Source organism: Nonomuraea sp. NPDC049624 (genome assembly GCF_040675255.1).
Lineage (GTDB): Bacteria > Actinomycetota > Actinomycetes > Streptosporangiales > Streptosporangiaceae > Nonomuraea.
In genome coordinates, this window is the sequence record NZ_JBFAOR010000009.1 from 454,791 (window position 1) to 480,695 (window position 25,905).

Consider the following 25,905-nt stretch of genomic DNA (forward strand, 5'->3'; position numbering starts at 1 on the left):
TTCGGTCCGAACATACCCAGTGAGATCAACTTGCGCTAGACCGTCAGGGTGCACGTTCTTCAGCGGATAATCCGCTACGGGATGAGTTGGTAGCCTCGGTGACATGACTTCGATGGCGCCCTCGCGTACCGAGCACGACCTGTCGTTCCTGCTCGACCACACCAGCCACGTGCTGCGCACCCGGATGGCGGCGGCCCTGGCCGACCTGGGGCTGACCGCGCGCATGCACTGCGTGCTCGTGCACGCCCTGGAGGAGGAGCGCACGCAGATCCAGCTCGCCGAGATCGGCGACATGGACAAGACCACGATGGTGGTCACCGTCGACGCCCTGGAGAAGGCCGGGCTGGCCGAGCGGCGGCCGTCGAGCACCGACCGGCGGGCCCGGATCATCGCCGTGACGGAGAAGGGCGCCCAGGTGGCGCGGCGCAGCCAGGAGATCGTGGACGGCGTGCACGCCGCGGCCCTCGGCTCGCTCCCGGACGACGAGCGGGAGGTGCTGGTACGCGCCCTGAACCGGCTGGCCACCGGCCACCTGGAGACCCCGGCCGAGGCTCCTCAACCGGTCAGGCGGGCGAGGGAGCGCAGCTGAAAAGTTCCGTGACATATCGTCTGTAACGGAACTATCTGCTACGGTCTCTCCTGTTGCATCCCTTGAACAGGAGACGACCATGTCCCTCACCTCCCGGCGCACCGCCCTGGCCGTGTTGTCGACGTCCGCCTTGATGACCATCCTCGACGGCAGCATCGTCACCGTGGCCATGCCCGCCATCCAGCGCGACCTGGGGTTCTCCCCCGCCGGGCTGAGCTGGGTCGTCAACGCGTACCTGCTCGCCTTCGGCGGGCTGCTGCTGCTCGCCGGACGGCTCGGCGACCTCGTGGGCCGCCGGACGATGTTCCTGGCCGGGAACGCGGTGTTCACCGGCGCGTCCCTGCTGGCCGGCATGGCGAACAGCGAGGGCCTGCTGATCGCCGCCCGTTTCCTGCAGGGCGTCGGCAGCGCGATGGCCTCGGCCGTCGTGCTCGGCATCCTGGTGACGCTGTTCACCGAGCCGCGCGAGCGGGGCCGGGCGATCGCGGTCTTCAGCTTCACCGGCGCGGCCGGCGCGTCGATCGGGCAGGTGCTCGGCGGCGTGCTCACCGACGCGCTGAGCTGGCACTGGATCTTCTTCATCAACCTGCCGATCGGGCTGGCGACGATCGTGCTGGCGCTGCCCGCGCTGCCCGCCGACCGGGGCCTCGGCCTCGCGCGGGGCGCCGACGTGACCGGCGCGCTGCTGGTCACCTCGGGCCTGATGCTGGGCATCTACACCGTGGTCAAGGTCGAGGAGCACGGCTGGCTCGCCGCGCACACCCTGGCGTTCGGCGCGGTGTCGCTGGCCCTGCTCGCCGGCTTCTTCCTGCGCCAGGCCACCGCGCGCACGCCGCTGATGCCGCTGCGCGTGCTGCGCTCCCGCAACGTGGCCGGGGCCAACGTCGTGCAGATGCTGGCGCTGTCAGCGATGTTCGCCTTCCAGATCATCGTCGCGCTCTACATGCAGAAGGTGCTCGGGTACGGCGCCCTCGCCACCGGGCTGGCGATGCTCCCGGCGGCCGTGGCGATCGGCGGCGTGTCGCTGTTCGTGTCGGCGCGGCTCAGCGCCCGCCTCGGCGCGCCGGCCGTGCTGCTGGCCGGGCTGGTGCTGCTGCTGGCCGCGATGGCCTGGCTCACGCGGGTGCCGGTGGACGCCGACTACGTCACCGACCTGCTGCCGGTCATGGTGCTGATCGCGGGTGGCGGGCTGGCGCTGCCGGCGCTGACCACGCTCGGCATGTCGGCCGCCCGCGCGGACGACGCCGGCCTGGCCTCGGGGGTGTTCAACACCACCCAGCAGATCGGCATGGCGCTGGGCGTGGCCGTCCTGAGCACGCTGGCGGCCTCCCGTACGCAGGAGCTGCGCGCCGGCGGGGCGGCCGAGGCGGCGGCGTTGACCGGCGGCTACCACCTGGCCTTCGCCACCTCGGCGGGGCTGCTCGCGGCGGCCGTCGTGGTCGCCCTGGCCGTCCTGCGGCGTCCCCGCGCCGCCGCGTCCGCCGAGGCGTCGCGGCTCGACGAGCCCGCCGCCCGCTGATCCCCCTTCCACCGCGAAACGGAGCCGATCATCATGACCGAGCCCGCCTACGGACCCGGACAGGGCCCCGGCGCCCGCCCCCTCACCGAGGACGAACTGCTGCGCATCCTCGCCCGCCAGCCCTTCGGCGTGCTGGCGACGCTCAGGCGCGACGGCCGCCCGCACCTGGCCTCGATGGCCCTGCGCTGGGACGCCGCCGGACGCGTCCTGCGCATCTCCTCCGCCGAGGGCCGCGTCAAGGTGCGGCACCTGCTCGCCGACCCGCGGGCGACGGTGCACCTGCAGGGCGACGACGTCCTGTCGTACGCCGTCGCCGAAGGACGGGCGGAGGTCTCCGAGCCGTCGCTCACCCCCGGCGACGCCACCGGACGCGAGCTGCTGGAGATGGCCGGCGGCTTCCCCGACCCGGCGGACGAGGCCGCCTTCCTGGCGGAGATGGCCAGGGCCCGCCGCCTGGTCATCAGGATCCGGGTGGACCACCTGTACGGCATCGCCCTCGACGCCGCCTGACCGGCGCCCCCGGTTGCCGGGCCCTGTACACCAAACCAAGCGCTTGCTACGCTCCGCCCATGACGTCCACCGTGGTGTGGGGTACCGGCAACGTCGGCCGCGCCGCCATCAGGGCCGTGGAGGCCCATCCCGACCTCAGTCTCACCGCCGTCGTCGTGCATTCCCCCGACAAGGCCGGCCGCGACGCCGGGGAGCTCGCCGGGCTCGGCCGCGACCTCGGCGTCACCGCCACGGACGACGCCGCCGCCGTCCTGGCCGCCCGCCCGAGGGCCGTCGTGTACGCCGCCTCCGGCGACCTGCGTCCCGACGACGCCCTGGCCGACGTCCTGCGGGCCGTCCGGGCCGGCGCCGTCGTCGTCACGCCCTCCCTGTACGCCCTCTACGACCACCGCGGCGCCCCGCCCGAGCTGCGCGACCAGGTGCTGGCCGCCGTCGCCGAGGGCGGCGGCTCGCTGTTCGCCTCCGGCATCGACCCCGGCTGGGGCAACGACCTGCTGCCCCTGCTGCTCAGCGGCCTCGGCTCGGTCGTGGACGCCATCCGCTGCCAGGAGATCTTCGACTACTCCGGCTACGACCGCCCGGACGCCGTCCGGTACATGGTCGGGATGGGCCAGCCCATGGACTACGAGCCGCCGATGATCGCCCCGACCGTCCCGTCCATGGTGTGGGGCGGGCAGGTACGGCTGATGGCGCGGGCCCTCGGCGTCACGCTGGAGGAGATCCGCGAGGTCGTGGAGCGGCGGCCGCTGGACCGCACGGTCACCACCGCCGGCATGGGCGACTTCGAGGCCGGCACCCAGGGCGCGGTGCGCTTCGAGGTGCAGGGCGTCGTCGAGGGCGAGCCGCGCATCGTGATCGAGCACGTCACCCGCATCCACCCCGCCTGCGCCCCCGACTGGCCGCTGCCCCCGGACGGCGGCGACGGCGCCCACCGGGTCATCGTCGAGGGCCGCCCGCGCATCGAGGTCACGATCGAGGCCACCGACGAGGGCGGCAGCCGTTCGGCGGGCGGGAACGCCACCGCGGCGGGCCGGCTGGTGAACGCCATCGACTGGCTCGCCGCCGCCCCGCCCGGCCTGTACGACGCGCTCGACGTCCCGCTGCGTCCCGCGTCCGGCCGGCTCGGAAGGAAGAACCCATGATCGTCGACGTTCCGGGCGGCAAGGACCCGATCGCCTACGTCTGGGGCGAGCTGGTCCCCGGCATCGGGACCGCCGCCTCGAAGTTCTCCATGGCCGTCTACGCCCACACCACGCTGGGCCTGCGCGAGTTCGAGGCGGCCCGGCTGCGGATCGCGCAGATCAACGGATGCGTCTTCTGCCTCGACTGGCGCACCGAGCGCGACGGCGTCAAGGTCGAGGACGGCTTCGCCGACGCGGTCGCGGACTGGCGCGCCACGGACGCCTTCGACGCGCGCACCCGGCTCGCCGCCGAGTACGCCGAGCGCTACGCCCTGGACCATCACGGGCTCGACGAGGAGTTCTGGTCCCGGATGACCGAGCACTACAGCCAGAACGAGATCGTGGAACTGAGCATGAGCATCGGTTCCTGGTGGGCCTTCGGCCGGCTCAACCACGTGCTGGGCCTGGACACGGCCTGCATGCTGACCGGCGGCCCGGCACCCTCCGTCCGACCGACCGAGTCCGCGTCAGACCGACCGAGCGAGGGCACGTGACATGAACACCAGCCGCCGCACCTTCATCGCCGGAACCGCCTCCCTCCTGTGCGCCGCCGCACTGCCCGGCCGCGCCGCCGCCACCGCCACCGCCGCTGCCGGCGACGGGCCGATCGCCGACGGCGCCCGCGTGCCCGTCCTGGTGATCGGCACCGGGTACGGCGGCTCGGTGGCCGCCCTGCGCCTGGCCCAGGCGGGCGTCGAGGTGCACATGATCGAGATGGGCATGGCCTGGGACACGCCCGGCTCGGACGGCAAGATCTTCTGCAACACGCGCGAGCCCGACTATCGCTCCTACTGGCTGCGCACCAGGACCAAGGCGCCGCTCAACTACTTCCTCGGCTTCCCCATCGACCGGGACATCCCCCGCTACACCGGCATCCTGGACGCCGAGGAGTTCGCCGGCATCACGGTCTACCAGGGCCGCGGCGTCGGCGGCGGCTCGCTGGTCAACGGCGGCATGGCCGTCACGCCCAAGCGGGAGAACTTCGCCGCCGTGCTGCCGTCGGTCGACGCCGACGAGATGTACGGCGTCTACTACCCGCGCGCCAACTCCGGCCTCGGCGTCGGCCTGGTGGACCCGGCCTGGTTCGACACCACCGCGTGCTACCAGTACGCCCGCGTGGGCCGCAAGCACGCCCAGCGCTCCGGCTTCCCGTTCACCTTCGTCCCCGACGTGTACGACTGGGACTACATGAAGCAGGAGGCGGCCGGCACGGCCACCCAGTCGGCGCTGGCCGGCGAGATCCTCTACGGCAACAACCACGGCAAGAAGTCCCTGCAGAAGACCTACCTGGCGCGGGCCCGCGCGACCGGCAGGGTGACGATCTCGCCGCTGCACCAGGTCACCTCGGTCGCCCCGGCGGCGGGCGGCGGCTACACCGTCCGGATCGACCAGCTGGCCACCGACGGCTCGGTCACCGCCGCCAAGACCGTCACGGCCGCCCGGGTGTTCTTCGCCGCGGGCAGCGTCGGCACGAGCAAGCTGCTGGTCAGGCTGAAGGCCACCGGCGCGCTGCCGGGTCTGAACGACGAGGTCGGCCAGGGCTGGGGCGACAACGGCAACGTCATGTGCGGCCGGGCCAACCACCTGTGGGACCCGACCGGCAAGCTGCAGTCGGCCATCCCGTGCGCGGGCATCGACAACTGGACGGCCGGGGGCGCGTTCGCCGAGGTGGCGCCGCTGCCGACCGGGATCGAGACGTACGCCTCGTTCTACCTGTCGATCACCAACACCCCGCGCCGCGCGCAGTTCTCCTGGAACGCCGCGACCGGCAAGGTGGACCTGAGCTGGCAGACCGCCTGGAAGCAGACGTCCATCGACATGGCGAAAACGATCTTCGATAAGATCAACGCCAAGGAGGGGACGATCTACCGCACCGACCTGTTCGGCGTGTACAAGATCTGGGGCGACCACCTCACCTACCACCCGCTCGGCGGCGCGGTGCTCAACAGGGCCACCGACAACTACGGCCGCCTGACCGGGCACCCCGGCCTGTACGTCATCGACGGCTCGCTGATCCCGGGCAACACCACGGTGAACCCGTTCGTCACCATCACGGCGCTGGCCGAGCGGAACATCGAGAAGATCATCGCCACCGACCTTTAACGCAGGGTTTGCCGAAACGGCAACGGAGTTGGCGGGCCGCGGCACGGGCCGCGCATGATCCTGGTGACAGGCCAGGACTCATGTGCGTGGAGGAACGATGTCGCAGCTCACCCCGGTCGCCGAGGGCGTCCACCGCCTGGTGCCCTCCCCCGCCGGCCGGGTCCATCTCGTGGAGGCGGGGCAGGGGCCGCTGGTGTTGCTGGTGCACGGCTTCCCGGAGTCCTGGTACTCCTGGCGGCACCAGCTCCCGGCGCTGGCCGCCGCCGGGTACCGGGCGGTGGCGGTGGACGTGCGCGGCTACGGCCGCTCGTCCAAGCCGGCGGACGTGGCCGCGTACCGGATGACCGAGCTGGTCGAGGACGGCGTGGCGGTGGTGCGGGCGCTGGGCGAGCGGACGGCGGTGATCGTCGGCCACGACTGGGGCTCCTCGATCGCGGCCCACAGCGCCCTGCTGCGGCCGGACGTCTTCCGCGCGGTCGCCATGCTCAGCGTGCCGTACACGCCGCACGGCGGGCCGCGTCCCACCGAGACGTTCGCCGCCATGGGCGGGACGGACGAGTTCTACGTCAGCTACTTCCAGACGCCCGGCCGGGCCGAGGCCGAGATCGAGCCGGACGTCCGGGGCTGGCTGGCGGGCACGTACGCGGCCCTGTCCGCCGACACCAAGCCGGGCCCGGACGCGCCCCACCCGCTGTTCGTGGCCCCGGGCGGCAGGATGCGCGACCGGTTCCCGGCCGGCGGCCCGCTGCCCGGCTGGCTGAGCGAGACCGACCTCGACTTCTACGCCGCCGAGTTCGAGCGCACCGGCCTGACCGGCGCGCTGAACCGCTACCGCAACATGGACCGCGACTGGGAAGACCTCGCGCCCCACGACGGCGCGCCCATCGTCCAGCCCTCGCTGTTCGTCGGCGGCGCGCAGGACGACACGACCCAGTGGCTGTCCGGCGCGATCGACGCCTTCCCCACCACCCTGCCCGGCCTGGTCTCCTCCCGCCTCCTGGACGACTGCGGCCACTGGATCCAGCAGGAACGGCCCGACGAGGTCAACGCCATCCTCCTGGACTGGCTGACCCGGCTCTGACCCGCGGCGCCGCGGGCCCGCCCCGCGCGAGGCGGGCCCGCGGCGCCGGTCACAACACGGCTCCCGAGCCCTCGCGGGGCCGCCGGGCGGCCTTGGGCGCGGGCGGCTGGGGGGCCGGACGGCGGTCGTAGCGGGCCAGCTCGATGGCCGCAGGGCCGGCCACGAACGACGACGTCAGCGTGCCCACGACGATGCCGGTGACCAGCGCGATCGCGAAGTCACGCAGCGAGTCGCCGCCGAAGACGGCCAGCGCGACCAGCACGAACAGCGCGCCGAGCCCGGTGTTGACGGTCCGCGGCACGGTCTGCAGGATCGCCGTGTTCACCGCCTCGGCCAGCGGCGCGGTGCGGCGGGCGGCCCACAGCTCGCGCACCCGGTCGAACACCACCACCTTGTCGTTGACCGAGTAGCCGACCACGGTCAGCATCGCGGCGAGGAACACGCCGTCCACCGGCTTGCCGAGCCAGGCGAACAGCCCGATCACCACGGCCAGGTCCACCAGCAGCGCCAGCACGGTCGCCGTGCCGAACGTCCAGCGGAAGCGCACCGCCAGGTAGAGCAGCTGCGCCGCCACGGCCACGCCGAGCGCGATGACGGCGTTGCGGCGCAGCTCCTCGCCCAGCGTGGGGCCGATGAACTCGTCGCGCGCCTTGCTCACCTCGCCGCCCTGGCCCTCCAGCGCGGCCTGGATCCTGGCCGGGTCGAGCTGCCCCGCGCGCACGGTCACGCCGTCGGCGGCGGCCTGCACGACCGCGCCCGGATAGCCGGCCTCGCTCACGAGCCGCCGGGCGGTGTCGGCGTCGACCGGCCTGGAGGTGCCGAACTCCACGAGCCGGCCGCCGGTGAACTCGACCCCGAAGTCGAGGCCGCGGGTGAACAGCCCGGCCAGCGCCGCGACGACCAGGCCGCCCGCGACCGCCAGCCACAGTTTCCTGGCCTTCATGAGCTGGGGGTTCCGGCGGGCCAGCAACGTACGGACCGCGCCCGGTGAGCCGAGCCCCGACAGGCGCGGCCCGATCCGGCCGATGACGGCATGGGTGAGCACGCGGGTGATCAGCATGGCCGACACCAGCGAGGCCAGCACGCCGATCGCCAGCGTCACGCCGAACCCCTTGACCGGGCCGGAGGCCAGCCCGAACAGCAGCGCGGCGGCGATGAGCGTGGTGACGTTGGAGTCGGCGATGGCGCTCCAGGCGTTCTTGAACCCCCGGTTCAGGGCCGGGGCGAGCCCGCGGGCCGGGGCCAGGCCGTACTCCTCCCTGGCGCGTTCGAAGACGAGCACGTTGGCGTCGACCGCCATGCCGATGGCCAGCACGAACCCGGCCAGGCCGGGCAGCGTGAACGTCGCGCCCATCGCGACCAGCGCGGCGTAGGAGATCAGGCCGTAGCAGGTGAGCGCGATGGCGGCGAGCAGGCCGGACAGGCGGTAGATCACGACGATGAACAGGGCGGTCAGCACCAGCCCGGCGATCGCGGCCTTGACGCTGGCCTCGATGGCGTCGGCGCCCAGCGTGGGGCCGACCGTCCGCTGCTCGACCAGGTCGAGCGGCACGGGCAGCGCGCCGCCCTTGATCAGCACGGCCAGGTCGCGGGCCTCCTCGTGGGTGAAGGACCCGGTGATCTCGGTGTTGCCGCCAGGGATGCCGGCGCCGCACGGCACGGACGGGTCGAGCTGCGGCGAAGAGATGATCTTCTTGTCGAGCACGATGGCGACGCGCCGCTTCGGGTCGCCCGCCGGCTGGCAGGCGGCCTCGCCGGTCATCCGCTGCCAGGCGTCGGCGTCGCGGAAGTCGACCGTGACCGACCAGCCGGGGCCGCGCTGCGGGTCGCTGCGCTCGGTGGCGTCGCTGACGCCGTCGCCGCTGATCGCCGCCGGGCCGAGCGCGAGCGGGCTGCCGCTCTCGTCGGGCAGCGCGGTGGCGTCCCCGGCCTTGCCGGGGCCGGTGACCGGGTGGAAGGCGAGCTGGGCGGTGCGGCCGATGACCTCGGCCGCCTTGCTCGGGTCGAGCACGCCGGGCAGCTCGACGATGATCCGCTTCTCGCCGGAGCGGGCCAGCGTGGGATCGACGACCCCCAGCGCGTCCGCCCGGCGGCGGAGCACGTCGAGGGCGCGGTCGGTGGCCGAGGAGTCGGCCGTGACCGTCGGGGAGTCTCTGGCCTCGAAGACGAGCTGGGTACCGCCGCGCAGGTCGAGGCCGAGGCGTGGCGTGGCGGTGAGGGACAGGATGATCGAGGTCGCGATGACGGCGAACGCCGCCAGCGCGCGCCACATGGGCGCACGTGACATGAGGCCTCCACAGGCTCAGGTGTGCGGAAGAGGGATCTTCAGAGCACTGTGGAGGGAGGCGCGCGGGCCGCCGCCGCGCCGCCGGGGCGGTCGGCGGCGACACGGACGGCGGGCCGCCGTACGACGGCCGACCAGACGTGGAGCGACCGGGCCGGGGCCGCGGCGGGCAGCGCCTGCCCGCCGGGCCCGGCCTGGTCGTGCCCCGCCTGCCTGACCTGCGCGAGCGGAGGCGGCGGCGGGGTGGAGCCGAGCTGGGCGACGGCGAGCCGGTCGGCCGCCGCCTGGACCGCCGTGACCTGCTCGACGGCCTGCGTGACGGCCTGTGTGACGGCCGGGGCGGCGACCTGGGCGGCGACCTCGGCATGGCCCGTCGCGGGGAGCAGCCACGACAGGACGAGAAGCAGCGCGGCGGGCAGCCTGGTGCGCACCTCGCCTCCTTCCCGTCGTGGCCGTCGCCCCTACCGTAGCCCGCCGCCGGGCCGCTCAGGGCAGGGTGCGCAGGTACGCCGGGGGTTTGCGGACCTGAGTGGCCTGCTCGAAGGCGTATCCGAGGGCGATCAGGGACGGCTCGGAGAAGCGCCCGCCGAAGAACGTGACGCCGAGCGGCAGGACGTCCCTGGCGTACCCGGCCGGGACGGTGACCGCCGGGTAGCCGGAGATCGCCGAGGGGGCGGAGGAGGAGACGAAGCCGGTGAAGTCATCGCCCTTGGTCAGGTCGGTCAGCCAGGCGGCGTGGTTGGTGGGGGCGAGCAGCGCGTCCAGGCGGCCGGCGGCCATCGCCGAGTCGATCGCGCGGCGGGCCAGCGTGGTGGCCCGGTCGCGGAGGGCGCGGTAGGCGGGGTCGTCCAGGTCGCCGGTGGTGGCCTGGGCCTGCTCGAAGACCTCCTGGCCGAAGTACCGCAGCTCGGTCCCGGCGTGCCGGCGGTTGAAGTCGATCAGTCCGGCCAGGTCGGCGGGGTGCCGTCCGGGGGTGGCGGCCAGGTAGGCGTTCAGGTCGTGCTTGAACTCGGTCAGCAGCGCCGGGAACTCGGCCTCGCCGGCCTGGTCCACGCCCTCCAGCTCGACGTCCACCACGGTCGCCCCGCGGGCCTTGAGGGTGGCGACGGCGGCGTCCAGGGCGGCGCGCACCTCCTGGTTGTCGCCCGCGACCGAGCGCCACACGCCGACGCGGGCGCCGTTCAGCGCGCCGGGACGCAGGGCCTTGAGGTAGTCGCGGTCGCCGCCCGGGACGGTCGCGGGGTCGCGCGGGTCCGGCCCCTGGATGGCCGAGAGCACGGCGGCGGCGTCGGTGAGGTTCCTGGTGATCGGCCCCGCGGTGTCCTGCCGGGCCGAGATCGGCACCACGCCGGCCCGGCTGACCAGCCCGATCGTGGGCTTGATGCCGACCACGCCGTTGATCCCGGCCGGGCAGACGATCGAGCCGTCGGTCTCGGTGCCGATGGTGACGGCGGCCAGGGTGGCGGCGGCGGCGACCGCCGAGCCGCTGCTCGACCCGCAGGGGTTGCGGTCGAGGACGTAGGGGTTGTTGGTCTGCCCGCCGATCGCGCTCCACCCGCTGGAGGACGGGCTGGAGCGGAAGTTGGCCCATTCCGACAGGTTGGCCTTGCCCAGGATCACCGCGCCGGCCGCGCGCAGCCGCTGGACGATGAACGCCTCCGCGGCCGGCCGGGCGCCGAGCAGCGCCTGCGAGCCGGCGGTGGTGCGCAGCGGCGCGGCGGTGTCGATGTTGTCCTTGAGCAGGACCGGGACGCCTTCCAGCGGCCCGTGCGCGCCCCGGCGGCGACGCCGGTCGCTGCGCTCGGCCTCGGCCGGCGCGCCTGGGTTGATCTGGACGACCGCGTGCAGCAGCGGGTCCACCGCGCGGATGCGGTCGAGGTAGAAGCGGGTCAGCGTCACCGCGTCGAAGCGTCCGCGGTCCATGGCGCGTTGCAGGTCGAGCACGGTGGCGCGGTCGAGGTCCAGCCCGCGCAGGACGGTGCCGGCGGACGGCGGGGCCGCCTCGCGCGCGTGCGCGGGGACGGCCGCGGTTAACCCGGCGGCCAGCGCGAGCGCCAGAGCGGCGGCCGCCCGGCGTGCGGGCTTCAGGAGAGTCATGGCTGTCGAGCGTAGCCATGATGCTTTCCCGGGAAAATATTCCAATTCGTATATATCCGCCACCCTCGGTCCGGGCCGGTCCCCGCGGGCGCGGGGTCCGGGCCGGCGGCGGGGCGGGCCCTTCCTCCGCGCCCCCGGACCGGTGGCGGGGCGTCAGGGGCAGCCCGTGGCGGCGAAGGCCGTGAACTGGCTGACCTCGTTCCTGCTGAAGTTGTCGTCCGAGCCGATCACCAGCGTGCACTCCCCGGTGGCCAGGCGCGGCCCCCACGACATGGCCTCCAGGTTCTGCACCGGCGGCCGGAAGTCGCCCAGGTCGTAGACCAGCCGCTTGCTGACCGGCCGGTAGCCCGCGCTGAGGTCGTCCCGGTCGAGCACGTTGGTCGCGCCCGTCAGGTCGATCTCGTACAGCTTGACCTTGTAGTCGACGCCCTCGATCCAGGAGCGTTCCAGGGCCAGGTAGCGGTGGTCGTCGATGGGCAGGATCTCCGAGATCCCGCTGTCGGACTCCCCGGTGGGCGGCACCGGCGCGGCCGGGAGCGCGTCGAGCGGGTAGACGAACTGGCCGCGCGGGACGCCCCGCCGGTCCCACACGGTGAGCCGGGCGGGCGCGCCGTGCCGGACCGTGGGCGGCTCGCCGTCCTCGTACCGCGGGCCCTCGGTCATCGCCGTGATCCGGCGGGCGGTGACGGCCAGGCCCTCGAAACCGGCGTTGCGCCGCGGGCCGTGCTCGGTGGTGGTCAGGCGCAGGTTGCCGGGCAGGCGCAGGTCCCCCAGGTGACGGCCCTGAAGGTCGGCGGCGCGCACGCCGGAGGCGGCCAGCGGCAGGTCGGGGTGGCCGGCGTCGGGGCGGTCGCCCTCGTCGCCCCACAGCAGGCGGCCGGACCAGCGGTCGTACCTGACGGACTCGGGGTCGGCCGAGCCGGGCTTGCCGTAGCCGGGGTAGGGGGTGCCGTCCTGTCTGGTCAGCGTGGTGACGCCGGTCAGGCTGATGCCGGTGAACGCGCCCGAGTCCCGGTCGATGTCCAGGCGGGCGGTGTAGAAGCGGGCGGGACCGTAGCGCCAGCGGTCGTCGGAGATCAGGTACCAGGCGCCGGTGCGCGGGTCGCGGTCGATGCCCGACACCCCGCCGACGGTGGTGCCGTCGAACTGCATCAGGTACGGCAGCCGCTGCTCCCCCAGATAACGGGTGATGCGGACCTCCTCCCGCGGGGCCGCCCAAGCCGGCTGGGTGACGCTCATGGCGACCGCGCACGCGACCGCGAACCCCGTGATTCTTCGCATTCCGTCCCCTGTGTCGTTCTGGTTACGTGGAGTGACCGGGGGACATGAAATCGTGCCGCGCCCGCCGGGGCGACCGGGACACGCCGCCGCCCGCGCGTCTTTGCCTGGCGGGCCGTCTGTCGGGCCGTCTGTCGGGCCGTCTGTCGGGCCGTCTGTCGGGCCGTCTGTCGGGCCGTGGACAGGCCGGTGGCGCACGGGCCACCGTCCTGTCACCGCGGCGCGCGAGGCGGCGGAAACTGTCGGTGCCCGTCCGCACACTCAGCGCATGCCCGATGAGCCTCTGGAACTCGGTGAGATCACCGTCTCCGACTGGTACGCCCACAACGACAAGATGGCCGAGGTCGGCTTCCTGACCATCGCCAGGCGCCTGCCCTCGCTCGTGAGCCAGGCGATGCGCATGGCCTGGCGGGCCGGCCCCCGCGACACCGTGGCCACCATCGCGCTCAACCTCCTCGGCGGCCTGTTCACCGCCTTCGGCCTGCTGGCCACCACCGGCGTGCTGAGCGCCCTGTTCAGCGAGGGCCCGACCCCCGACCGGGTGCTGGCCGCCCTGCCCAGCCTCGTCCTGGTCGGCGCGGCCGCCGTGCTGCGCACGGTGGTGCAGGCCGGCGCGGGCTGGGCGCAGTCGCGCCTGACCCCGCAGATCTCCCGCCACACCGAGGAACGCCTCTACGGCCTGACCAGTCAGGTGGAGCTGGTCGCCTACGACGACCCGGAGTTCCACGACAGCCTCGAACGCGCCAACATCCGCGGCGTCAGCGTGGCGAGCGCGGTGGTCAGCTCGGCCATCAACGTCGTCACGGCGGCCGTCGGCATCGCGGCGGCGGCCGGCGTGCTGGGGGTGCTCCACCCGGTGCTGCTGCCGCTGCTGCTGCTGGCCGTGCTGCCCGACGCGTGGGCCACCGTGCGCGGCGCCCGCATGCGCTACTCGACGATGTACTCCCTCATCCCCGCCCGCCGCCGCAAGTGGATCATCGCCGAGCTGCTGGCCGACCGCGAGCCCGCCGCCGAGGTGCGCTCGTTCACCATGCGCGGCTTCCTGCTGCGCATGTACGACGCCGTCGCCAGGGCCGAGCAGGAGGTGCTGCTCACCCTGGCCAGACGCCAGACTTTGGCCGGCCTGGTCGGCGAGGCACTGGGTGGCCTCGGCACCGCCCTGGTCTACGTCGCGCTGGGCGTGCTGCTGGCCGTGGCGGCGATCCCGCTCGCGGTCGCGGGCACCGCGGTGCTGGCCATCAGGACCGGCCAGTCCTCGCTGGCCAACCTCCTGTACGCCACCAACCGCCTCTACGAGGACGGCCTCTATTTCACCGACTTCCTCCAGTTCTGCGCCGACGCCGAGCGGCGCGTGCCCGCCGCCCGCTCCGCGGCCGTGCCCGAGGGGTTCGAGCGCATCGTGGCCGACGACGTGACCTTCACCTACCCGGGCGCCGACCAGCCGGCGCTGCGCGGGGTGACAGTCGAGATCAAGCGCGGCGAGGTCATCGCGTTCGTGGGCGAGAACGGCTCAGGCAAGACCACCCTGGCCAAGATCCTGTCCGGCCTGTACGAGCCCGACACCGGCACCGTCTCCTGGGACGACGTCGACCTGGCCGACGTGTCCCCCGACGACCTGCGCCTGCGCACGGCCGTCATCGCCCAGGACCACACCCGCTGGCCGCTCACCGCCCGCTACAACATCACCATGGGCACCGACAAGGGCGAGCCCGCCCTGGTCGCGGCCGCCTCGGTCGCCGGGGCCGACGAGGTGGTCGCCGGCCTGCCGCACGGCTACCGCACGCTGCTCGACCGCCGCTTCAAGGACGGCTGCGAGCTGTCCGGCGGCCAGTGGCAGCGCATCGCGGTGGCCAGGGGCTTCCACCGCGACGCCGACCTGCTCATCTGCGACGAGCCCACGGCGGCCCTCGACGCCCGCGCCGAGCACGCCCTGTTCGAGCGCATCCGCGACCACTCCGAGGGCCGCACGGTGCTGCTCATCACCCACCGGCTGGCCAGCGTGCGCTACGCCGACCGGATCTACGTCCTCGACCACGGCAAGGTCACCGAGCAGGGCGACCATCAGGCGCTGATGGCGCTCAACGGCCTCTACGCCGAGCTCTACACCCTCCAGGCCGCCGCCTACCGCTGACCCTGCCGGACGCCGGACCTACGGGGCTTGCGCTTGGCCACCGGCAGGGTGCGGCGTCCGTGGTACCGGGGGACGGCAACCGGCCGCACGCCGGCGGAGTGGGTCTTCTCGTCGGGGAAGACCCACTTCCGTAGCGCCCAGAAGCGGAACACCATGGCGACCAGCGTGCCGACGAGCTGCGCGCTCACGAAGTCGGCGATCTCCTGGGCGGCCACGCTCACGTCGGGGACCTCCAGGCGGAACACGTACCGGGAGATCCACAGCGGCGCCGAGCTGAGCACCAGGCCGATGCCGCTGACCAGGAAGAACAGCCCCGCCTCGTGGCGGCGCTCGCGACCGCCCCTGAGCCGGAACGACCACTCGCGGTTGAGCACGTAGGACACGATCGTCGCCACGAGCACCGCAATGATCTTCGCGGTCACCGGCTTCGGTTCCAGGACGGTCAGCTTCAGCCCGTAGAACACCGCGTTGTCCACCACGAACGTCGCCCCGCCGACCACCGCGAACTTCAGCAGTTCACGGTGCCTCAGCACGAGCGCCTGCAGCGGCGCCGGTAATCTCGCGAGTACTGCTTCTGCGATTCGGAGCACTCTCGATCTTCTCATCCGTCCGGACCGCGAAGGACGGGCGTTCTGACACGGCGGCCTTCCCATTCTGACCGGGCGTTGCAAGGCGGGCCTCCCGATGGTGCACTCAAGGGCGTTGGTTCCGACCTGTGTTCAGGCCGCCAGCGGGAGCGAGGGCCGGCGGCGGACCTCGAAGGGAGAACCGTGAGACGATTACGTCCCCTACTGCCGTTCCTGCTCGCCGCCCTGGCCGTCCTGGTCGCGGCCTGCGGCGGGGCCGCGCCCGGCGGCCCGCGGACGGCCGGTTCCGGCGCGCCGCCGGAGAAGATCAGGATCGGCGTCATCCCGATCCCCGACAGCGCGCTGGTCTACCTGGCCCGCGACCGCGGCTACTTCGCGGCCGAGGGGTTGTCGGCCGAGCCGGTGACCGTGCAGGGCGGCGGCCCGGCGATCGACCGGATGAAGGGCGGCGCCCTGGAGTTCGGGCTGGTCAACTACGTGACGGCGTTCCTGTACCAGCGGCGCGAACCGGGGCGGCTGAAGCTGGTCGCCGACGCCTACCACGCCGCGCCGGGCGCGTTCCAGCTCTTCGTGGCGCCCGGCAGCCCCATCAGAAACGCGCGCGACCTGCGGCGCTCCGGCGGCGCGAAGAAGAGCGTCGCGGTGGCCACGCTGCGCTCGGTCGGCACGCTGAGCGCCGAGACCGTGCTCGCCGCGGCCGGGGTGCCCGCGGACGACGTCGCGTTCAAGGAGATCCCGCTGCCCAACATGCCGGCCGCGCTGGCCGCGCACGCGGTGGACGTGGCGTGGATGACCGAGCCGTTCATCACCGCCTACCGCCGGCAGGGCGGCCGGTCGCTGGGCGACGCCATGGCGAACGTCCCCGCCGGGTGGCCGATCGCGGGGTGGGCCACGACCGCCGCGTACGCGGCCGCGCACCCCCGGGCGGTCGCCGGGTTCCAGCGGGCCATGGCGCACGCCCAGCTCGACGCCCGGGACCGCAGGCTGGTCACCGGGGTGCTGGGCACGTACACGAAGATCCCGCGTGAGGTGCTGCCGACGATCACGCTCGGCTCGTTCCCCGCCGCGCTGGAGCCCGAAGGGCTGCAGTCGGTGGTGGACACCATGGTGAGGTTCCGTTACCTGCCCGCGCCGCTGCGGGTGGAGAGCATGATCGTCCGTCCGGCCTGGGAGTCGGGGAAGGGGAACCCATGAGCGAGACGCCGGAGCGGGCGCGGGTGCTGCGCCTGATCGACGACTTCATCCTGTACGCCGCCGTCCGGGCCGCCCTGCGGCTGTCGGTCTTCGACCTGCTGGCGGCCGGGCCGTGCGCCGTGCACGAGCTGGCCGACGAGATCTCCGCGGGCGGCGCCGGCCGTCCCGACGAGATGCTGCTCGGCCGCCTGCTGCGGGCGCTGGAGCACCTGCGGCTGGTCGAGCGGGACGCCCGCGGCCGCTACCTGCTCACCGGCGAGGGCGACCTGCTCACCAGCGGCCGGGACGACTCGCTGGCCCCCGCCGCGCTGATGTGGGGCGAGGAGCTGTGGCGCGACTCGGCCGACCTGCTGCACCGGACGATCATCGGGGGCGCGCCCGCCGCGCTGGAGCTGCACCAGGTGGACTCCCCCTACGCCTGGCTGGGCGCCCGGCCCGCGGCCGGCGCCCTGTTCAACGAGTTCATGGCCACCCGCAGCGTCACCGTGGCCCGCGCGCTCGCCGAGCAGGACGTGACCGGCGTGGACACGGTCGCCGACATCGGCGGCGGCACCGGCATCGTCCTGGCCACGATCCTGGCGGCCCGTCCGCGGCTGCGCGGCGTGCTGTTCGAGCTGCCCGAGGTGGCCGCGCAGGCCCGCCGTCACCTGGACGGGCGGGCGGGCATCACGGTGGCCGAGGGCGACATGTTCACCGACCCGCTGCCCCGGGCGGGCCTCTACCTGCTGGGCAACATCCTGCACAACTATCCCGACGAGCAGGCCGCCAAGCTGCTGGCGCGGCTGGCGTCCCTGATGGACGGCCGCGCCGAGTTGTGGATCGTGGACGCCGTCCTCGACGACGACCCGCACCGCTCGCCCACGTCGGCGGTCGCGCTGGACATGAAGATGCTCACGTTGTTCAGTGGCGGCCAGGAACGCACGCTGACCGAGGTCGAGAGCCTGCTGGGGGCGGCGGGGCTGCACGTCGCCCGCACCGAGCCGCTGCCCCACGGGCTGCACCTGGTGGTGGCCAGGCAGCGCCCGGCTCCGGCGTGAGGCCCCGGCCGCCGCGCACCCGCGGCGGCCGTCGGCGAGACTGGCGGCCACGGGCGTCGGCCCGGGCCGCTCGGCGACAGTGATCTTGGGCTTTCCGCCACTTCGCGGCTTCTGGAAGTATTCGATCATGGAAGAAGGGAGACGCGAAGTGGCAGAGGCCAACGCGGGCGTACGACGATTACTTGCGGACTCCGGGGAGCCGCGCGGGTGGGTGCCGCTCCGGGCGGATCTCGTCACCGCGCTGCTGGGGGTCTGGTTCGGCGTCGGGTTGATGATCGACGCCTGGGCGCACACCAACCGCAGCGACCTGGAGACGTTCTTCACGCCGTGGCACGCGGCGTTCTACTCCGGGTTCGCGGCGGTGTCCGGCTGGATCATCTGGCAGGTGTTCCGCAACGTGCGGCTCGGCCGGCAGGGGGTCGCGGCCGTTCCCCAGGGTTATCTGGCCGGGCTGGTCGCCATCCCGGCGTTCGCGCTCTTCGGGCTGGCCGACATGACCTGGCACACCGTGCTCGGCATCGAGACGAGCGTCGACATCCTGTTCAGCCCCTCGCACCTGGGGCTGATCGTGACCATGCTGCTCATCATCACCACGCCGCTGCGCTCGGCCTGGAACGCCCCCGACGTCGGCGTCCGGCCCTCGCTCGGGCGGCTGTTCCCGGCGCTGGCCGGGCTCGCGTTCGCGGCCACGCTGGTGTCGCTGTTCCTGTCGTACGGCGACGCCCTGCAGTACCGATCCGCGCGCGTCGTCGAGGCGTTCTCCAGCGTGGACGGGCCCGGCGCCGAGCATCTGGCCACCTCCATGGTCATCAGCAACGTCGTCCTGCTGGCCCCGGTGCTGCTGGTGGCCCGGCGCTGGAACCTGCCGTTCGGCGCGGTGACCGTCATGTACACGATCGCCGTCCTGATGCCCGGCGCGCAGACGGCGTTCGAGAACGCGCCGACCCTGCTCACGTTCGTCGCCGCGGGCCTGGCGAGCGACGTGCTGATCCGCCTGCTGCGCCCGTCCGGCGCGCGGCGGGGCGCCTACTGGGCCTTCGCCGGGCTGTCGGCCTTCGTCACCTGGTCGCTCTACATCGGGGTCGCCTCGGCGGCCGTGGGCACGCTGCCCGCGGTGCCCGAGCTGTGGACCGGCGCGCCGGTGGTGGCCGGGCTGATCGGCCTGGCGCTCGGGGCGCTGTTCCTGCCGAACGCGCTCCCCGCGGACGCGGCCGACGCCGGACGGGCATGATCCGGCCGCTCCGGGTCCTGTGTCTCGTCGCCGTACTCCTGCTCGCGGGCGCCGCCCCGGCCGCGGCCCACAACGTCACGGCCGGCGCGGACCTGCGCTTCGCCCAGACCATCGCCGGCGCCGAGCTCACGGTCGTGATCAAGGGCACGTCGCGGGTGCCCGGGCCGCTGCTGATCGGCGTGATCGCCTACGAGCCGGCGACCGGGCCGCCGATCGGCCTGGAGGTGCGCTCGGTCGAGGACGGCCGCAGGGCGACGGCCACCGCGCAGCCGTCCGCCACTCCCCGGTACGTCAAGATCACGGTCGAGCGCACCGGGCCGCACGAGCTCAGGCTGACGGCGGGCGACGAGGTCGCCGTGCTGCCGTTCCGCGTCCTGGTGGACCGCGGCTCCGCCGGCGAGTTCCTGATCTACGGCGGCCTGCTGGTGGCCGGGCTGCTGCTGGTGGGCGGCCTGCTCACCGGCGCGCTGTCGCGCAGGACGCCGGCGATGCTGCTGGCCGGTGGCGCGGCGGCCGCGGTGACGGTGGCCGCGATGGTCGTGGTGTTCGAGCCCGCGTTGCCGCCCCCGCCGCCGGACGGCGCCGCCCCGGCGGTGAACACGACGGCTCTCGGACGGCCCTTCGCGCAGGGACGGGTGACGACCGTCCCGGCCCGTCCGGCGGCCGGCGCGGAGTTCACGCTGCGCCTCGACCTCACCGACGGCTCGACCGGGCATCCGGTGGACGACCTCGTCCTGCACCACGAGGCGCTCGCCCACCTGGTGGTCACCAGCGAGGACGGCGCCTGGTTCCGGCACCTGCACCCGCTGCGCACCGCGCCCGGACGGCTGGAGGTCCGGCTGCGCGCCGACCGGCCTGGCCGGTTCCTGGCCTACGCGGAGCTGGAACGCGAGGACTCCGGCGGCCAGCTGCTCGGCGGCGAGTTCCGGGTCGCCGGGCCCGCGGTGGCCGCTCCGCCGTCGGCGCCGCCCGCGGCGGGGGGCACGCCGGTGGTGCGGCCGTCCGTGCCGGTCGCGGGGCGTCCGGCGGCGATCGAGGTGGCTCTAGGGGTCACGCCGCGGCAGTGGCTGGGCATGTCGGGGCATCTGATCGTGCGCAGCCAGGACGGCGCGTTCCTCGGCCACGTGCACGAGATGGGCGCCCCCGCGCCCCGGCTGCGCTTCACGTTCAGCTTCCCGGCGCCGGGCCGCTACCTGGCCTGGGCGCAGTACGCGGCCGCCGATCGGATCGTGACCGTGCCCTTCACCGTCGAGGTCGCGGAGGCCCTCGGATGAGGCGGATCCTGGCCGTCGCCGCCCTGCTCGCGGCGGCCATGGCGGTGTTCCTGTACGTGCGCGGCCCGGCGCCCGGCCCGCTCACCCTCACCAGCACCGGCGAACGGTACGCCGTCACCGTCGTGGTCCCGAGGCCGACGACGGGCCGCGTCACGGCCGAGGTGCGGGTGACCTCCGGCGACCCGCACACGGTGGCGCTGTCCACGGTGATGCCCGGCATGGGCCACGCCACCCCCGAGATCGTCGCCGACCCGCGGCAGCCGGGCCGTTACGTGGCCGAGGGCGAGTTGTTCCCGATGGCCGGGGTGTGGGAGCTGTCGGTCCGGCTGAGCGGCCCGGCGGGAGAGGAGGTGCTGGTGGTGAAGGCGCCGATCACGGGATAGGCAGCCGCTCTTGACGGATGAAATGAACGATCTTTTAATTCGTCCATGGGACGGATCGCCGGCGTCACCGCCGCCGAGACGCGGGAACGCCTGCTGCGCGCCGCCGCGGACGTCTTCGCCAGGCGCGGCTACGACGGCACGCGCGTCGCCGACATCGCCGCCGCCGCCGGGGTAAGCAACGGCGCCCTGTACGCCCACTTCGGCTCCAAGGCCGGCCTGCTCGTGGCAGCGCTGGGCGCGCACGGGCGGCGGCTGATGGACGGCCTGTTCGCCGACGGCCCCGACCGGCCGGTCGCCGACCTGCTCGTCGCCGTCGGCCGCCGGCTCCCCCGCCCCCTGGACGCCGGCGGCGACCTCGTCGTCGAGGCGCTGGCCGCCGCCCGCCGCGACGAGGACGTGGCCCTGCCCATGCGCGACTACGTCGGCGAGCGCGCCCACTGGCTGGCCGGCCTGGTCCGCGCCGGCCAGGACGGCGGCGAGCTGGACCACGCGCTGTCACCGGAGGCGATCGCCCATTTCTGCCTCCTGCTCGCGATGGGCAGCGCGCTCATCGCCCCCGACCCCCACCAGGTGGACGAGGAGGAGTGGGCCAGGCTGCTCATCCGCGTCGTCGCCGCCCTCTCCCCCGCCCCACCGCCCGAAGGAACGCCGTGAGAGTACAGATCGACCCCGAGCGCTGCCAGGGACATGGCCGCTGCTACGACCTCGCCCCCGACCTGTTCGGCGAGGACGACGAAGGTTACGGAACGGTCCTCGGCGACGGCCAGGCGCCGCCCGGCCAGGAGCGCACCGCGCGGCTGGCCGTCTCCAACTGCCCGGAGCGGGCCATCGACCTGCTCGGGGAGGCGTGACATGAGCGTGGACGAGCGGTTCGTCAAGAACTTCGCAGAGCCCGGCGACGACGAGGTCGTCGGCACCCGCAGCGAGATCGTCACCGGCCCGGTCTCGGACTGGGCCACCGACTTCTCCCACCTGGAGCCGGAGTGGGCCGCCGACCCGTACCCCATCCAGGACGACCTGCGGCAACGTTGCCCGATCGCGCACACCGACCGGTTCGGCGGCGGCTGGCTGCCCACCCGCTACGAGGACGTCGCGGCCGTCGCCTACGACACCGAGCGGTTCTCCTCACGCTCGATCATCATGAGCAACTTCCGGCCGCCGCGGGAGAGCGCGCCGGTGGGCGGCACGCCGCCGATCTCGTCCGACCCGCCCTTCCACCACGACGCCCGCAAGCTGCTGCTGCCGGCCTTCACCAAGACGGCGGTCGCCAGGCGGGAGGAGTCGACGCGGGCGTTGTGCCACGAGCTGATCGACGGCCTGGAGGGCCAGGACGTCGTGGACGCCGCCCGCGACTACGCCCAGCACATCCCGATGCGGGTGATCGCCGACATGCTGGGCTTCCCGCCCGAGGACGGCCCGCGCTTCCGCGAGTTCATCGAGAACGCCCTGGAAGGCGTCAACCTGCCGCCCGAGCAGCGGACCGCCAACATGGGACGGCTCTTCGACTACCTGCTGGACCAGATCCGCGACCACGTGGAGCACCCGCGCGACGACCTCACGACGTACCTCGTCGAGGCCGAGCTGTACGGCCACAAGCTGGAGGCCGGGCACGTGGCGGGCACGATCGCGCTGCTGCTCATCGCCGGCATCGACACGACCTGGAGTGCGATCGGCGCGTCCCTGTGGCACCTGGCCAGGACGCCCGCCGACCGCGAACGCCTGGTCGCCGAACCCGCCCTGCTGCCCACCGCCATGGAGGAGTTCCTGCGCGCCTACGCCCCCGTCACCATGGCCCGCCTCGTCAAGGACGACATGCACTGGAACGGCGTCGACATGAAGGCCGACGACTGGGTCCTGCTCTCCTTCCCCGCCGCCAACCGCGACCCCGCCCACTTCGACCACCCCGCCGACGTCCGCATCGACCGCGAGGTCAACCGCCACGCCGCCTTCGGACTCGGCATCCACCGCTGCGTCGGCTCCCACCTGGCCCGCATGGAACTGCGCACCGCCCTCGACGTCTGGCTCCAGCGCATCCCCACCTTCACCCTCGCCGACCCCGACGCCGTCACCTGGGCGACGGGCCAGGTCCGCGGCCCCCGCACCCTGCCCCTGCGCATCGGCTGACCCTCGCCCCTCCCCCTTGGCCGATCATGCCGCTTCGGCCGTCACCAGGAACAGCAGGGCCGAGGCCAGGAAGGGGCGGGAGCGCAGGTCGTCGAACCACTCCTCGGCGCCGGGTTCGAGATATCCGGCGCCGACGGCCCTGACCAGGTTGCGGCGCAGGCCGAGGACCTGGTCGGCGGTGGCCAGGTCGCGGAAGACCGGCGCGACCGTCACCACCGACCGCACCGCGAGGCCGGCCTCCTCGCACAGCCGGACCAGGCTGCGGCCCAGCGTGCCGTGCCGGACCATCTCGGTGGAGATGAACCGGGCCAGCGTCCGGCCGACGTCCGGGCGCGGGGAGTCGACGAGCATGCCCTCCCAGTCGGGCTCGGCCATGACGATCCGCGCCCCTGGACGCGCCACCCGGCGGAACTCCGCCAGCACCCGCGCCGGGTCGTCCACGTGTTGCAGCACCCGGTCGGTACGGGCCCGGTCGATGCTCCGGTCCGCGACCGGCAGCTCGTGCACGTCCCCGGGACGCACCTCGACCTGGGGCCGTCCGGCCAGCCGGGCGCCCGCTTCGGCGACCATCGCCGGGTCGCGGTCGAGGCCGATCACCCGTCCGGTGGGGGTGACGGTGTCGGCCATGGCCGCGAGGTCGGTGCCGGGGCCGCAGCCGAGGTCGAGCACGGTGTGCCCGGGACACCAGGTGAAGGTTCCGTGCAGCCGAGCTCGCGGCCGCGCGACGCAGCCGGGAGCTTGCGGGCGCTGACCGAGTGCCCGGCCGGGCGCGGGCGGAGGGCCCGGCCGGGCGCGGGTGGAGGGCGTCACGTGCGGCGGAGGCGCCACAGGGAGGTGATCTCGGCGGTGCGGGCGGCGTGCAGGGGGTCGGTCCGGTCGGAGGCGCGCGGGTGGCGTGGCCGGATCCGGAGCCGGCCCACGACCCGCAGGCCCGCGTTCGCGAAGGCGGACAGCAGTTCGGCCCGGGTCCGTAACCCCAGCCGTTCGGCCAGGTCCGACAGGATCAGCCAGCCCTCGCCCTCCGGTTCGAGATGCTCGCCCAGGCCGTCGAGGAAGGCGCGGAGCATGCGGCTCCCGGGGTCGTAGACCGCGTGGTCGAGGGGCGAGGCGGGCTCGGCCGGCAGCCAGGGCGGGTTGCAGACGACGAGCGGCGCGCGTCCGGGCGGGAAGAGGTCGGCCTCCAGGACGTCGACCCGGCCGGACAGCCCCAGCCGTCGCAGGTTGTCGCGGGCGCAGGCCACGGCGCGCGGGTCCCGGTCGGTGGCCACGACGCGCTCGACGCCTCTGCGGGCGAGGACCGCGGCGAGCACGCCGGTCCCGGTGCCGACGTCGAACGCCCCGGCGCGCGAGACCAGCGGGGCCGCGGCCACCAGGTCGACGTACTCGCCGCGCACCGGCGAGAAGACGCCGTAATGGGGATGGATGCGGTCGTTCAGGGAGGGCACCTCGACGCCTCGCCTGCGCCACTCGTACGCCCCGACGATGCCCAGCAGCTCCCGCAGCGAGGTCACCGAAGCCTCCGTCGCGGGCCCGTAGACCTGCGCGCACGCGCTCCGCACGTCGGGGGCGCGCCGCAGGGGGACGCTGTGGTCCGGGTCGAGCGGCACCAGCAACCGGCCCAGCGTGACGGCCCGCTGGGAGCGAGCCTGCCGGTACTGGTGAAAGGCCCGCGCGGGCGACGACGCAGGCGCGGGGGTGGGTAGGCGGTGGTCGGCGCGGCGGGTCATGGCGCGCAGCAGGCGGCGGGCGGCGTGGAAGTCGCCGCGCCACAGCAGCGCGGTGCCCTCGCAGGCCAGCCGGTACGCCGTGGCCGCGGCCAGGCGCTCGTCGGCGATCACCACGCGGGCGGGCGGCGGCGAGCCGTTCTCCGAACGCCAGCGGGCCGAGCGGGCCTCGCCGTCTTCGGTCCAGCGGATCTCGAGCACTCGGGCTCCTCATGATCGAACCAGTGATGGCCATGAGAAGCACTTCGACGTGGAGAGGGTCAGCCTGTGGCGGCCTCCCGCGAGGAAGTGCGCGCCGGGGCGTCGCCGAGAACCATGCCGGGCGGTGGGAACGACATGATCAACCTCCTCGCGCTGCTGGGAACCCCTTCATCCTAGCTTCACGGACGGACGTCGAGCGCTGTCAGGTTCCTCCTGACCGCGTTTCAAGGACAGATCGGGTCGAGCCGGAATACGGTGGGCCGTTGACCATCGGCCAACGCCAGCAAGCCCTACGGAGTCTCTCCATGCGTACCGCAGCGGCAGTCCTCTCCTTCGTGCTCGCCCTCGCCCTTCTCCCCGCCCAGCCGGTGACGGCCACTGCCACGGCCACTGTTGCGGCCAGGGCGGCCGCCTCGCCGCTGCCGGGCGGCAAGTCCACGTTCGTCGTCTCGCAGGGCCATCTCCAGGCCGCCTCCCGGCAGAACTGGGTGCGCCTGGGCACCTACCGCTTCGCCGCGAACGGCACGGTGAGCGCCGCCCTGTACCTGTGGTGGCAGCGTTTCCCCAAGGCCAGGCAGCGCACCGGCACCGTGCCCGACCCGAGCTGCACCACCAGGGCCGGCGGCGTCTCGTCGCGGCCGCGCGGCTGCGAGGTGCTGACCGCGGGCGGGTACACGGGTGGCCCGAGCGAGACCCGTACGGGGACGTACACGCTGGCGGGCAACGTGCTCACGATCCGGTGGAAGATCGCCCAGACCTGGACCGAGCAGTGGTACGTGCGCACCTCGCCCGACGGCAGGCTGGCCCGTCTCGACCTCAAGGGCAGCAGCCTGGCCACGCACGGCTACGGCTACGGCAGCAACGCCGCGATCGGCACCCGGCGCGCGATGAGCTCGGTGCGGGCCTTCCCCGGCTCGCTCAGGCAGGACCTGACGAGCTGGGCGAGCGGCACGCTGGTCAACTCGGCGAACCAGCCGTTCGGCCACTCCTCCTTCCGCGCCTGCAAGTCGACCACCTCGTGCCTGACCTACCTGCAGCCGTCCTCGCGGGGGGCGTGCCAGAAGTCGGGCGGCTGCCCCAAGTACGGCGGCGGCACGAAGGCCAATGTCAGCTCCATCCAGTACTACCTGACGACGATCTCCAAGTCCGACCGGCGTGACACGCTGTGGCACTGGTGCACGTGCCTGGCGATGGAGCGCGGCGAGTTCTGCTACACGGGCAACTCGCACGTCAAGCCGCTGATGCAGATCATCGACGACACGGGGGCCTTCCGCGGCTGGGTCGGGGTGGAGGCGTCGTTCTCGACCGGTTCGCGGGCGACGGACATGCTGGCGGTGCTGCGCATCTCCGACTTCCGCTGACAGCAGGGGCCAGAAA

General features: G+C 73.6%; 24 protein-coding genes and 1 pseudogene. 17 read left to right on the forward strand and 8 right to left on the reverse strand.

The window, feature by feature from the left end; translation table 11 throughout:
• The first annotated feature begins 103 nt into the window (after nt 1-103).
• The 7 genes from AB0J76_RS35935 to AB0J76_RS35965 all read left to right on the forward strand — a co-directional run bounded on the left by AB0J76_RS35935 (nt 104) and on the right by AB0J76_RS35965 (nt 6,983).
• Nucleotides 104-589 carry a MarR family transcriptional regulator gene (locus tag AB0J76_RS35935; protein ID WP_352325304.1) on the forward strand — a complete coding sequence of 162 codons (486 nt, stop codon included), beginning with the start codon at nt 104-106 and terminating at the stop codon, nt 587-589.
• A 79-nt stretch (nt 590-668) separates the two neighbouring features.
• Nucleotides 669-2,108, forward strand: a complete 1,440-nt coding sequence (locus AB0J76_RS35940; protein ID WP_352325305.1) for an MFS transporter — start codon at nt 669-671, stop codon at nt 2,106-2,108.
• A gap of 33 nt (nt 2,109-2,141) precedes the next feature.
• A complete protein-coding gene (locus AB0J76_RS35945; protein WP_352325306.1) occupies nt 2,142-2,618 on the forward strand; it encodes a TIGR03618 family F420-dependent PPOX class oxidoreductase in 477 nt (158 codons plus the stop codon).
• Between the two features lie 59 nt (nt 2,619-2,677).
• Nucleotides 2,678-3,760, forward strand: a complete 1,083-nt coding sequence (locus tag AB0J76_RS35950) for a dihydrodipicolinate reductase (protein WP_352325307.1) — start codon at nt 2,678-2,680, stop codon at nt 3,758-3,760.
• Nucleotides 3,757-4,293, forward strand: a complete 537-nt coding sequence (locus AB0J76_RS35955; RefSeq protein ID WP_352325308.1) for a carboxymuconolactone decarboxylase family protein — start codon at nt 3,757-3,759, stop codon at nt 4,291-4,293. The genes AB0J76_RS35950 and AB0J76_RS35955 overlap by 4 nt, the downstream gene beginning before the upstream one ends.
• A 1-nt stretch (nt 4,294) precedes the next feature.
• The gene (locus tag AB0J76_RS35960) at nt 4,295-5,902 is read left to right on the forward strand and encodes a GMC oxidoreductase (RefSeq protein ID WP_352325309.1); all 1,608 of its coding nucleotides are present in this window, start codon (nt 4,295-4,297) and stop codon (nt 5,900-5,902) included.
• Nucleotides 5,903-5,999: 97 nt separating this feature from the next.
• Nucleotides 6,000-6,983, forward strand: a complete 984-nt coding sequence (locus AB0J76_RS35965) for an alpha/beta hydrolase (RefSeq protein WP_364392129.1) — start codon at nt 6,000-6,002, stop codon at nt 6,981-6,983.
• 49 nt (nt 6,984-7,032) lie between these two features.
• Here the strand turns inward: AB0J76_RS35965 and secD are convergent, their stop codons facing one another.
• The 5 genes and pseudogenes from secD to AB0J76_RS35990 form a co-directional block, all read right to left on the reverse strand.
• Nucleotides 7,033-9,270 carry a protein translocase subunit SecD gene (secD, locus tag AB0J76_RS35970; protein WP_352331042.1) on the reverse strand — a complete coding sequence of 746 codons (2,238 nt, stop codon included), beginning with the start codon at nt 9,268-9,270 and terminating at the stop codon, nt 7,033-7,035.
• Between the two features lie 38 nt (nt 9,271-9,308).
• Complete coding sequence (locus AB0J76_RS35975; protein ID WP_364392132.1) at nt 9,309-9,698, reverse strand: hypothetical protein; 390 nt, start codon at nt 9,696-9,698, stop codon at nt 9,309-9,311.
• A 55-nt stretch (nt 9,699-9,753) separates the two neighbouring features.
• Nucleotides 9,754-11,364, reverse strand: coding sequence for an amidase (locus AB0J76_RS35980; RefSeq protein ID WP_352330544.1), 1,611 nt, complete (start codon nt 11,362-11,364; stop codon nt 9,754-9,756).
• 153 nt (nt 11,365-11,517) lie between these two features.
• Nucleotides 11,518-12,645 carry an esterase-like activity of phytase family protein gene (locus AB0J76_RS35985; RefSeq protein WP_352330546.1) on the reverse strand — a complete coding sequence of 376 codons (1,128 nt, stop codon included), beginning with the start codon at nt 12,643-12,645 and terminating at the stop codon, nt 11,518-11,520.
• Nucleotides 12,646-12,753: 108 nt separating this feature from the next.
• Nucleotides 12,754-12,903 (reverse strand): annotated as a pseudogene (locus AB0J76_RS35990) (PT domain-containing protein); the annotation flags it as partial.
• Between the two features lie 7 nt (nt 12,904-12,910).
• On the opposite strand from AB0J76_RS35990, the gene AB0J76_RS35995 reads away from it, so the two are divergent.
• Entirely contained in the window at nt 12,911-14,773 is a 1,863-nt protein-coding gene (locus AB0J76_RS35995) for an ABC transporter ATP-binding protein (RefSeq protein WP_364392135.1), read from the forward strand.
• On the opposite strand, the gene AB0J76_RS36000 is transcribed toward AB0J76_RS35995, so the two are convergent.
• Nucleotides 14,764-15,306, reverse strand: coding sequence for a GtrA family protein (locus AB0J76_RS36000; RefSeq protein WP_352330427.1), 543 nt, complete (start codon nt 15,304-15,306; stop codon nt 14,764-14,766). The genes AB0J76_RS35995 and AB0J76_RS36000 overlap by 10 nt on opposite strands.
• 237 nt (nt 15,307-15,543) lie before the next feature.
• Here AB0J76_RS36000 and AB0J76_RS36005 point away from each other — a divergent pair, with 237 nt between their 5' ends.
• The 8 genes from AB0J76_RS36005 (at nt 15,544) to AB0J76_RS36040 (ending at nt 22,603) form a co-directional block, all read left to right on the forward strand.
• On the forward strand, nt 15,544-16,554 hold the full coding sequence (locus AB0J76_RS36005) for an ABC transporter substrate-binding protein (protein ID WP_352330426.1): 1,011 nt from the start codon (nt 15,544-15,546) through the stop codon (nt 16,552-16,554).
• Entirely contained in the window at nt 16,551-17,591 is a 1,041-nt protein-coding gene (locus AB0J76_RS36010; protein WP_352330425.1) for a methyltransferase, read from the forward strand. The genes AB0J76_RS36005 and AB0J76_RS36010 overlap by 4 nt, the downstream gene beginning before the upstream one ends.
• Nucleotides 17,592-17,739: 148 nt before the next feature.
• A complete protein-coding gene (locus AB0J76_RS36015; RefSeq protein ID WP_352327216.1) occupies nt 17,740-18,822 on the forward strand; it encodes a hypothetical protein in 1,083 nt (360 codons plus the stop codon).
• Nucleotides 18,819-20,096 carry a hypothetical protein gene (locus tag AB0J76_RS36020; protein WP_352327215.1) on the forward strand — a complete coding sequence of 426 codons (1,278 nt, stop codon included), beginning with the start codon at nt 18,819-18,821 and terminating at the stop codon, nt 20,094-20,096. Before AB0J76_RS36015 ends, AB0J76_RS36020 begins: the two co-directional genes overlap by 4 nt.
• Entirely contained in the window at nt 20,093-20,479 is a 387-nt protein-coding gene (locus tag AB0J76_RS36025; protein WP_352327214.1) for a FixH family protein, read from the forward strand. Before AB0J76_RS36020 ends, AB0J76_RS36025 begins: the two co-directional genes overlap by 4 nt.
• Nucleotides 20,480-20,524: 45 nt before the next feature.
• Nucleotides 20,525-21,133, forward strand: a complete 609-nt coding sequence (locus AB0J76_RS36030) for a helix-turn-helix domain-containing protein (protein WP_352327213.1) — start codon at nt 20,525-20,527, stop codon at nt 21,131-21,133.
• Complete coding sequence (locus AB0J76_RS36035) at nt 21,130-21,330, forward strand: ferredoxin (protein WP_352327212.1); 201 nt, start codon at nt 21,130-21,132, stop codon at nt 21,328-21,330. The genes AB0J76_RS36030 and AB0J76_RS36035 overlap by 4 nt, the downstream gene beginning before the upstream one ends.
• A 1-nt stretch (nt 21,331) precedes the next feature.
• A complete protein-coding gene (locus tag AB0J76_RS36040) occupies nt 21,332-22,603 on the forward strand; it encodes a cytochrome P450 (protein ID WP_364392144.1) in 1,272 nt (423 codons plus the stop codon).
• A gap of 24 nt (nt 22,604-22,627) precedes the next feature.
• On the opposite strand, the gene AB0J76_RS36045 is transcribed toward AB0J76_RS36040, so the two are convergent.
• Entirely contained in the window at nt 22,628-23,272 is a 645-nt protein-coding gene (locus AB0J76_RS36045; RefSeq protein ID WP_364392147.1) for a methyltransferase domain-containing protein, read from the reverse strand.
• A gap of 137 nt (nt 23,273-23,409) precedes the next feature.
• The gene (locus AB0J76_RS36050; protein ID WP_352326906.1) at nt 23,410-24,528 is read right to left on the reverse strand and encodes a class I SAM-dependent methyltransferase; all 1,119 of its coding nucleotides are present in this window, start codon (nt 24,526-24,528) and stop codon (nt 23,410-23,412) included.
• A gap of 305 nt (nt 24,529-24,833) precedes the next feature.
• Between AB0J76_RS36050 and AB0J76_RS36055 the strand changes: the two genes are divergently transcribed.
• Nucleotides 24,834-25,889 (forward strand): hypothetical protein, encoded by a 1,056-nt coding sequence (locus tag AB0J76_RS36055; protein ID WP_352326905.1) that lies wholly within the window; start codon nt 24,834-24,836, stop codon nt 25,887-25,889.
• The last annotated feature ends 16 nt before the right edge of the window (nt 25,890-25,905 follow it).

Bases quoted from the DNA above. Each gene is read 5' to 3' on its own strand.
- AB0J76_RS35955 (WP_352325308.1), top strand. From the start codon at position 3,757: ATGATCGTCGACGTTCCGGGCGGCAAGGACCCGATCGCCTACGTCTGG.
- AB0J76_RS36010 (WP_352330425.1), top strand. From the start codon at position 16,551: ATGAGCGAGACGCCGGAGCGGGCGCGGGTGCTGCGCCTGATCGACGAC.
- AB0J76_RS35945 (WP_352325306.1), top strand. From the start codon at position 2,142: ATGACCGAGCCCGCCTACGGACCCGGACAGGGCCCCGGCGCCCGCCCC.
- AB0J76_RS36055 (WP_352326905.1), top strand. From the start codon at position 24,834: ATGCGTACCGCAGCGGCAGTCCTCTCCTTCGTGCTCGCCCTCGCCCTT.
- AB0J76_RS36020 (WP_352327215.1), top strand. From the start codon at position 18,819: ATGATCCGGCCGCTCCGGGTCCTGTGTCTCGTCGCCGTACTCCTGCTC.
- AB0J76_RS35940 (WP_352325305.1), top strand. From the start codon at position 669: ATGTCCCTCACCTCCCGGCGCACCGCCCTGGCCGTGTTGTCGACGTCC.
- AB0J76_RS36040 (WP_364392144.1), top strand. From the start codon at position 21,332: ATGAGCGTGGACGAGCGGTTCGTCAAGAACTTCGCAGAGCCCGGCGAC.
- secD (WP_352331042.1), bottom strand. From the start codon at position 9,270: ATGTCACGTGCGCCCATGTGGCGCGCGCTGGCGGCGTTCGCCGTCATC.
- AB0J76_RS36030 (WP_352327213.1), top strand. From the start codon at position 20,525: ATGGGACGGATCGCCGGCGTCACCGCCGCCGAGACGCGGGAACGCCTG.
- AB0J76_RS35960 (WP_352325309.1), top strand. From the start codon at position 4,295: ATGAACACCAGCCGCCGCACCTTCATCGCCGGAACCGCCTCCCTCCTG.
- AB0J76_RS35980 (WP_352330544.1), bottom strand. From the start codon at position 11,364: ATGACTCTCCTGAAGCCCGCACGCCGGGCGGCCGCCGCTCTGGCGCTC.
- AB0J76_RS35950 (WP_352325307.1), top strand. From the start codon at position 2,678: ATGACGTCCACCGTGGTGTGGGGTACCGGCAACGTCGGCCGCGCCGCC.
- AB0J76_RS35995 (WP_364392135.1), top strand. From the start codon at position 12,911: ATGCCCGATGAGCCTCTGGAACTCGGTGAGATCACCGTCTCCGACTGG.
- AB0J76_RS35935 (WP_352325304.1), top strand. From the start codon at position 104: ATGACTTCGATGGCGCCCTCGCGTACCGAGCACGACCTGTCGTTCCTG.
- AB0J76_RS36025 (WP_352327214.1), top strand. From the start codon at position 20,093: ATGAGGCGGATCCTGGCCGTCGCCGCCCTGCTCGCGGCGGCCATGGCG.
- AB0J76_RS35985 (WP_352330546.1), bottom strand. From the start codon at position 12,645: ATGCGAAGAATCACGGGGTTCGCGGTCGCGTGCGCGGTCGCCATGAGC.
- AB0J76_RS35965 (WP_364392129.1), top strand. From the start codon at position 6,000: ATGTCGCAGCTCACCCCGGTCGCCGAGGGCGTCCACCGCCTGGTGCCC.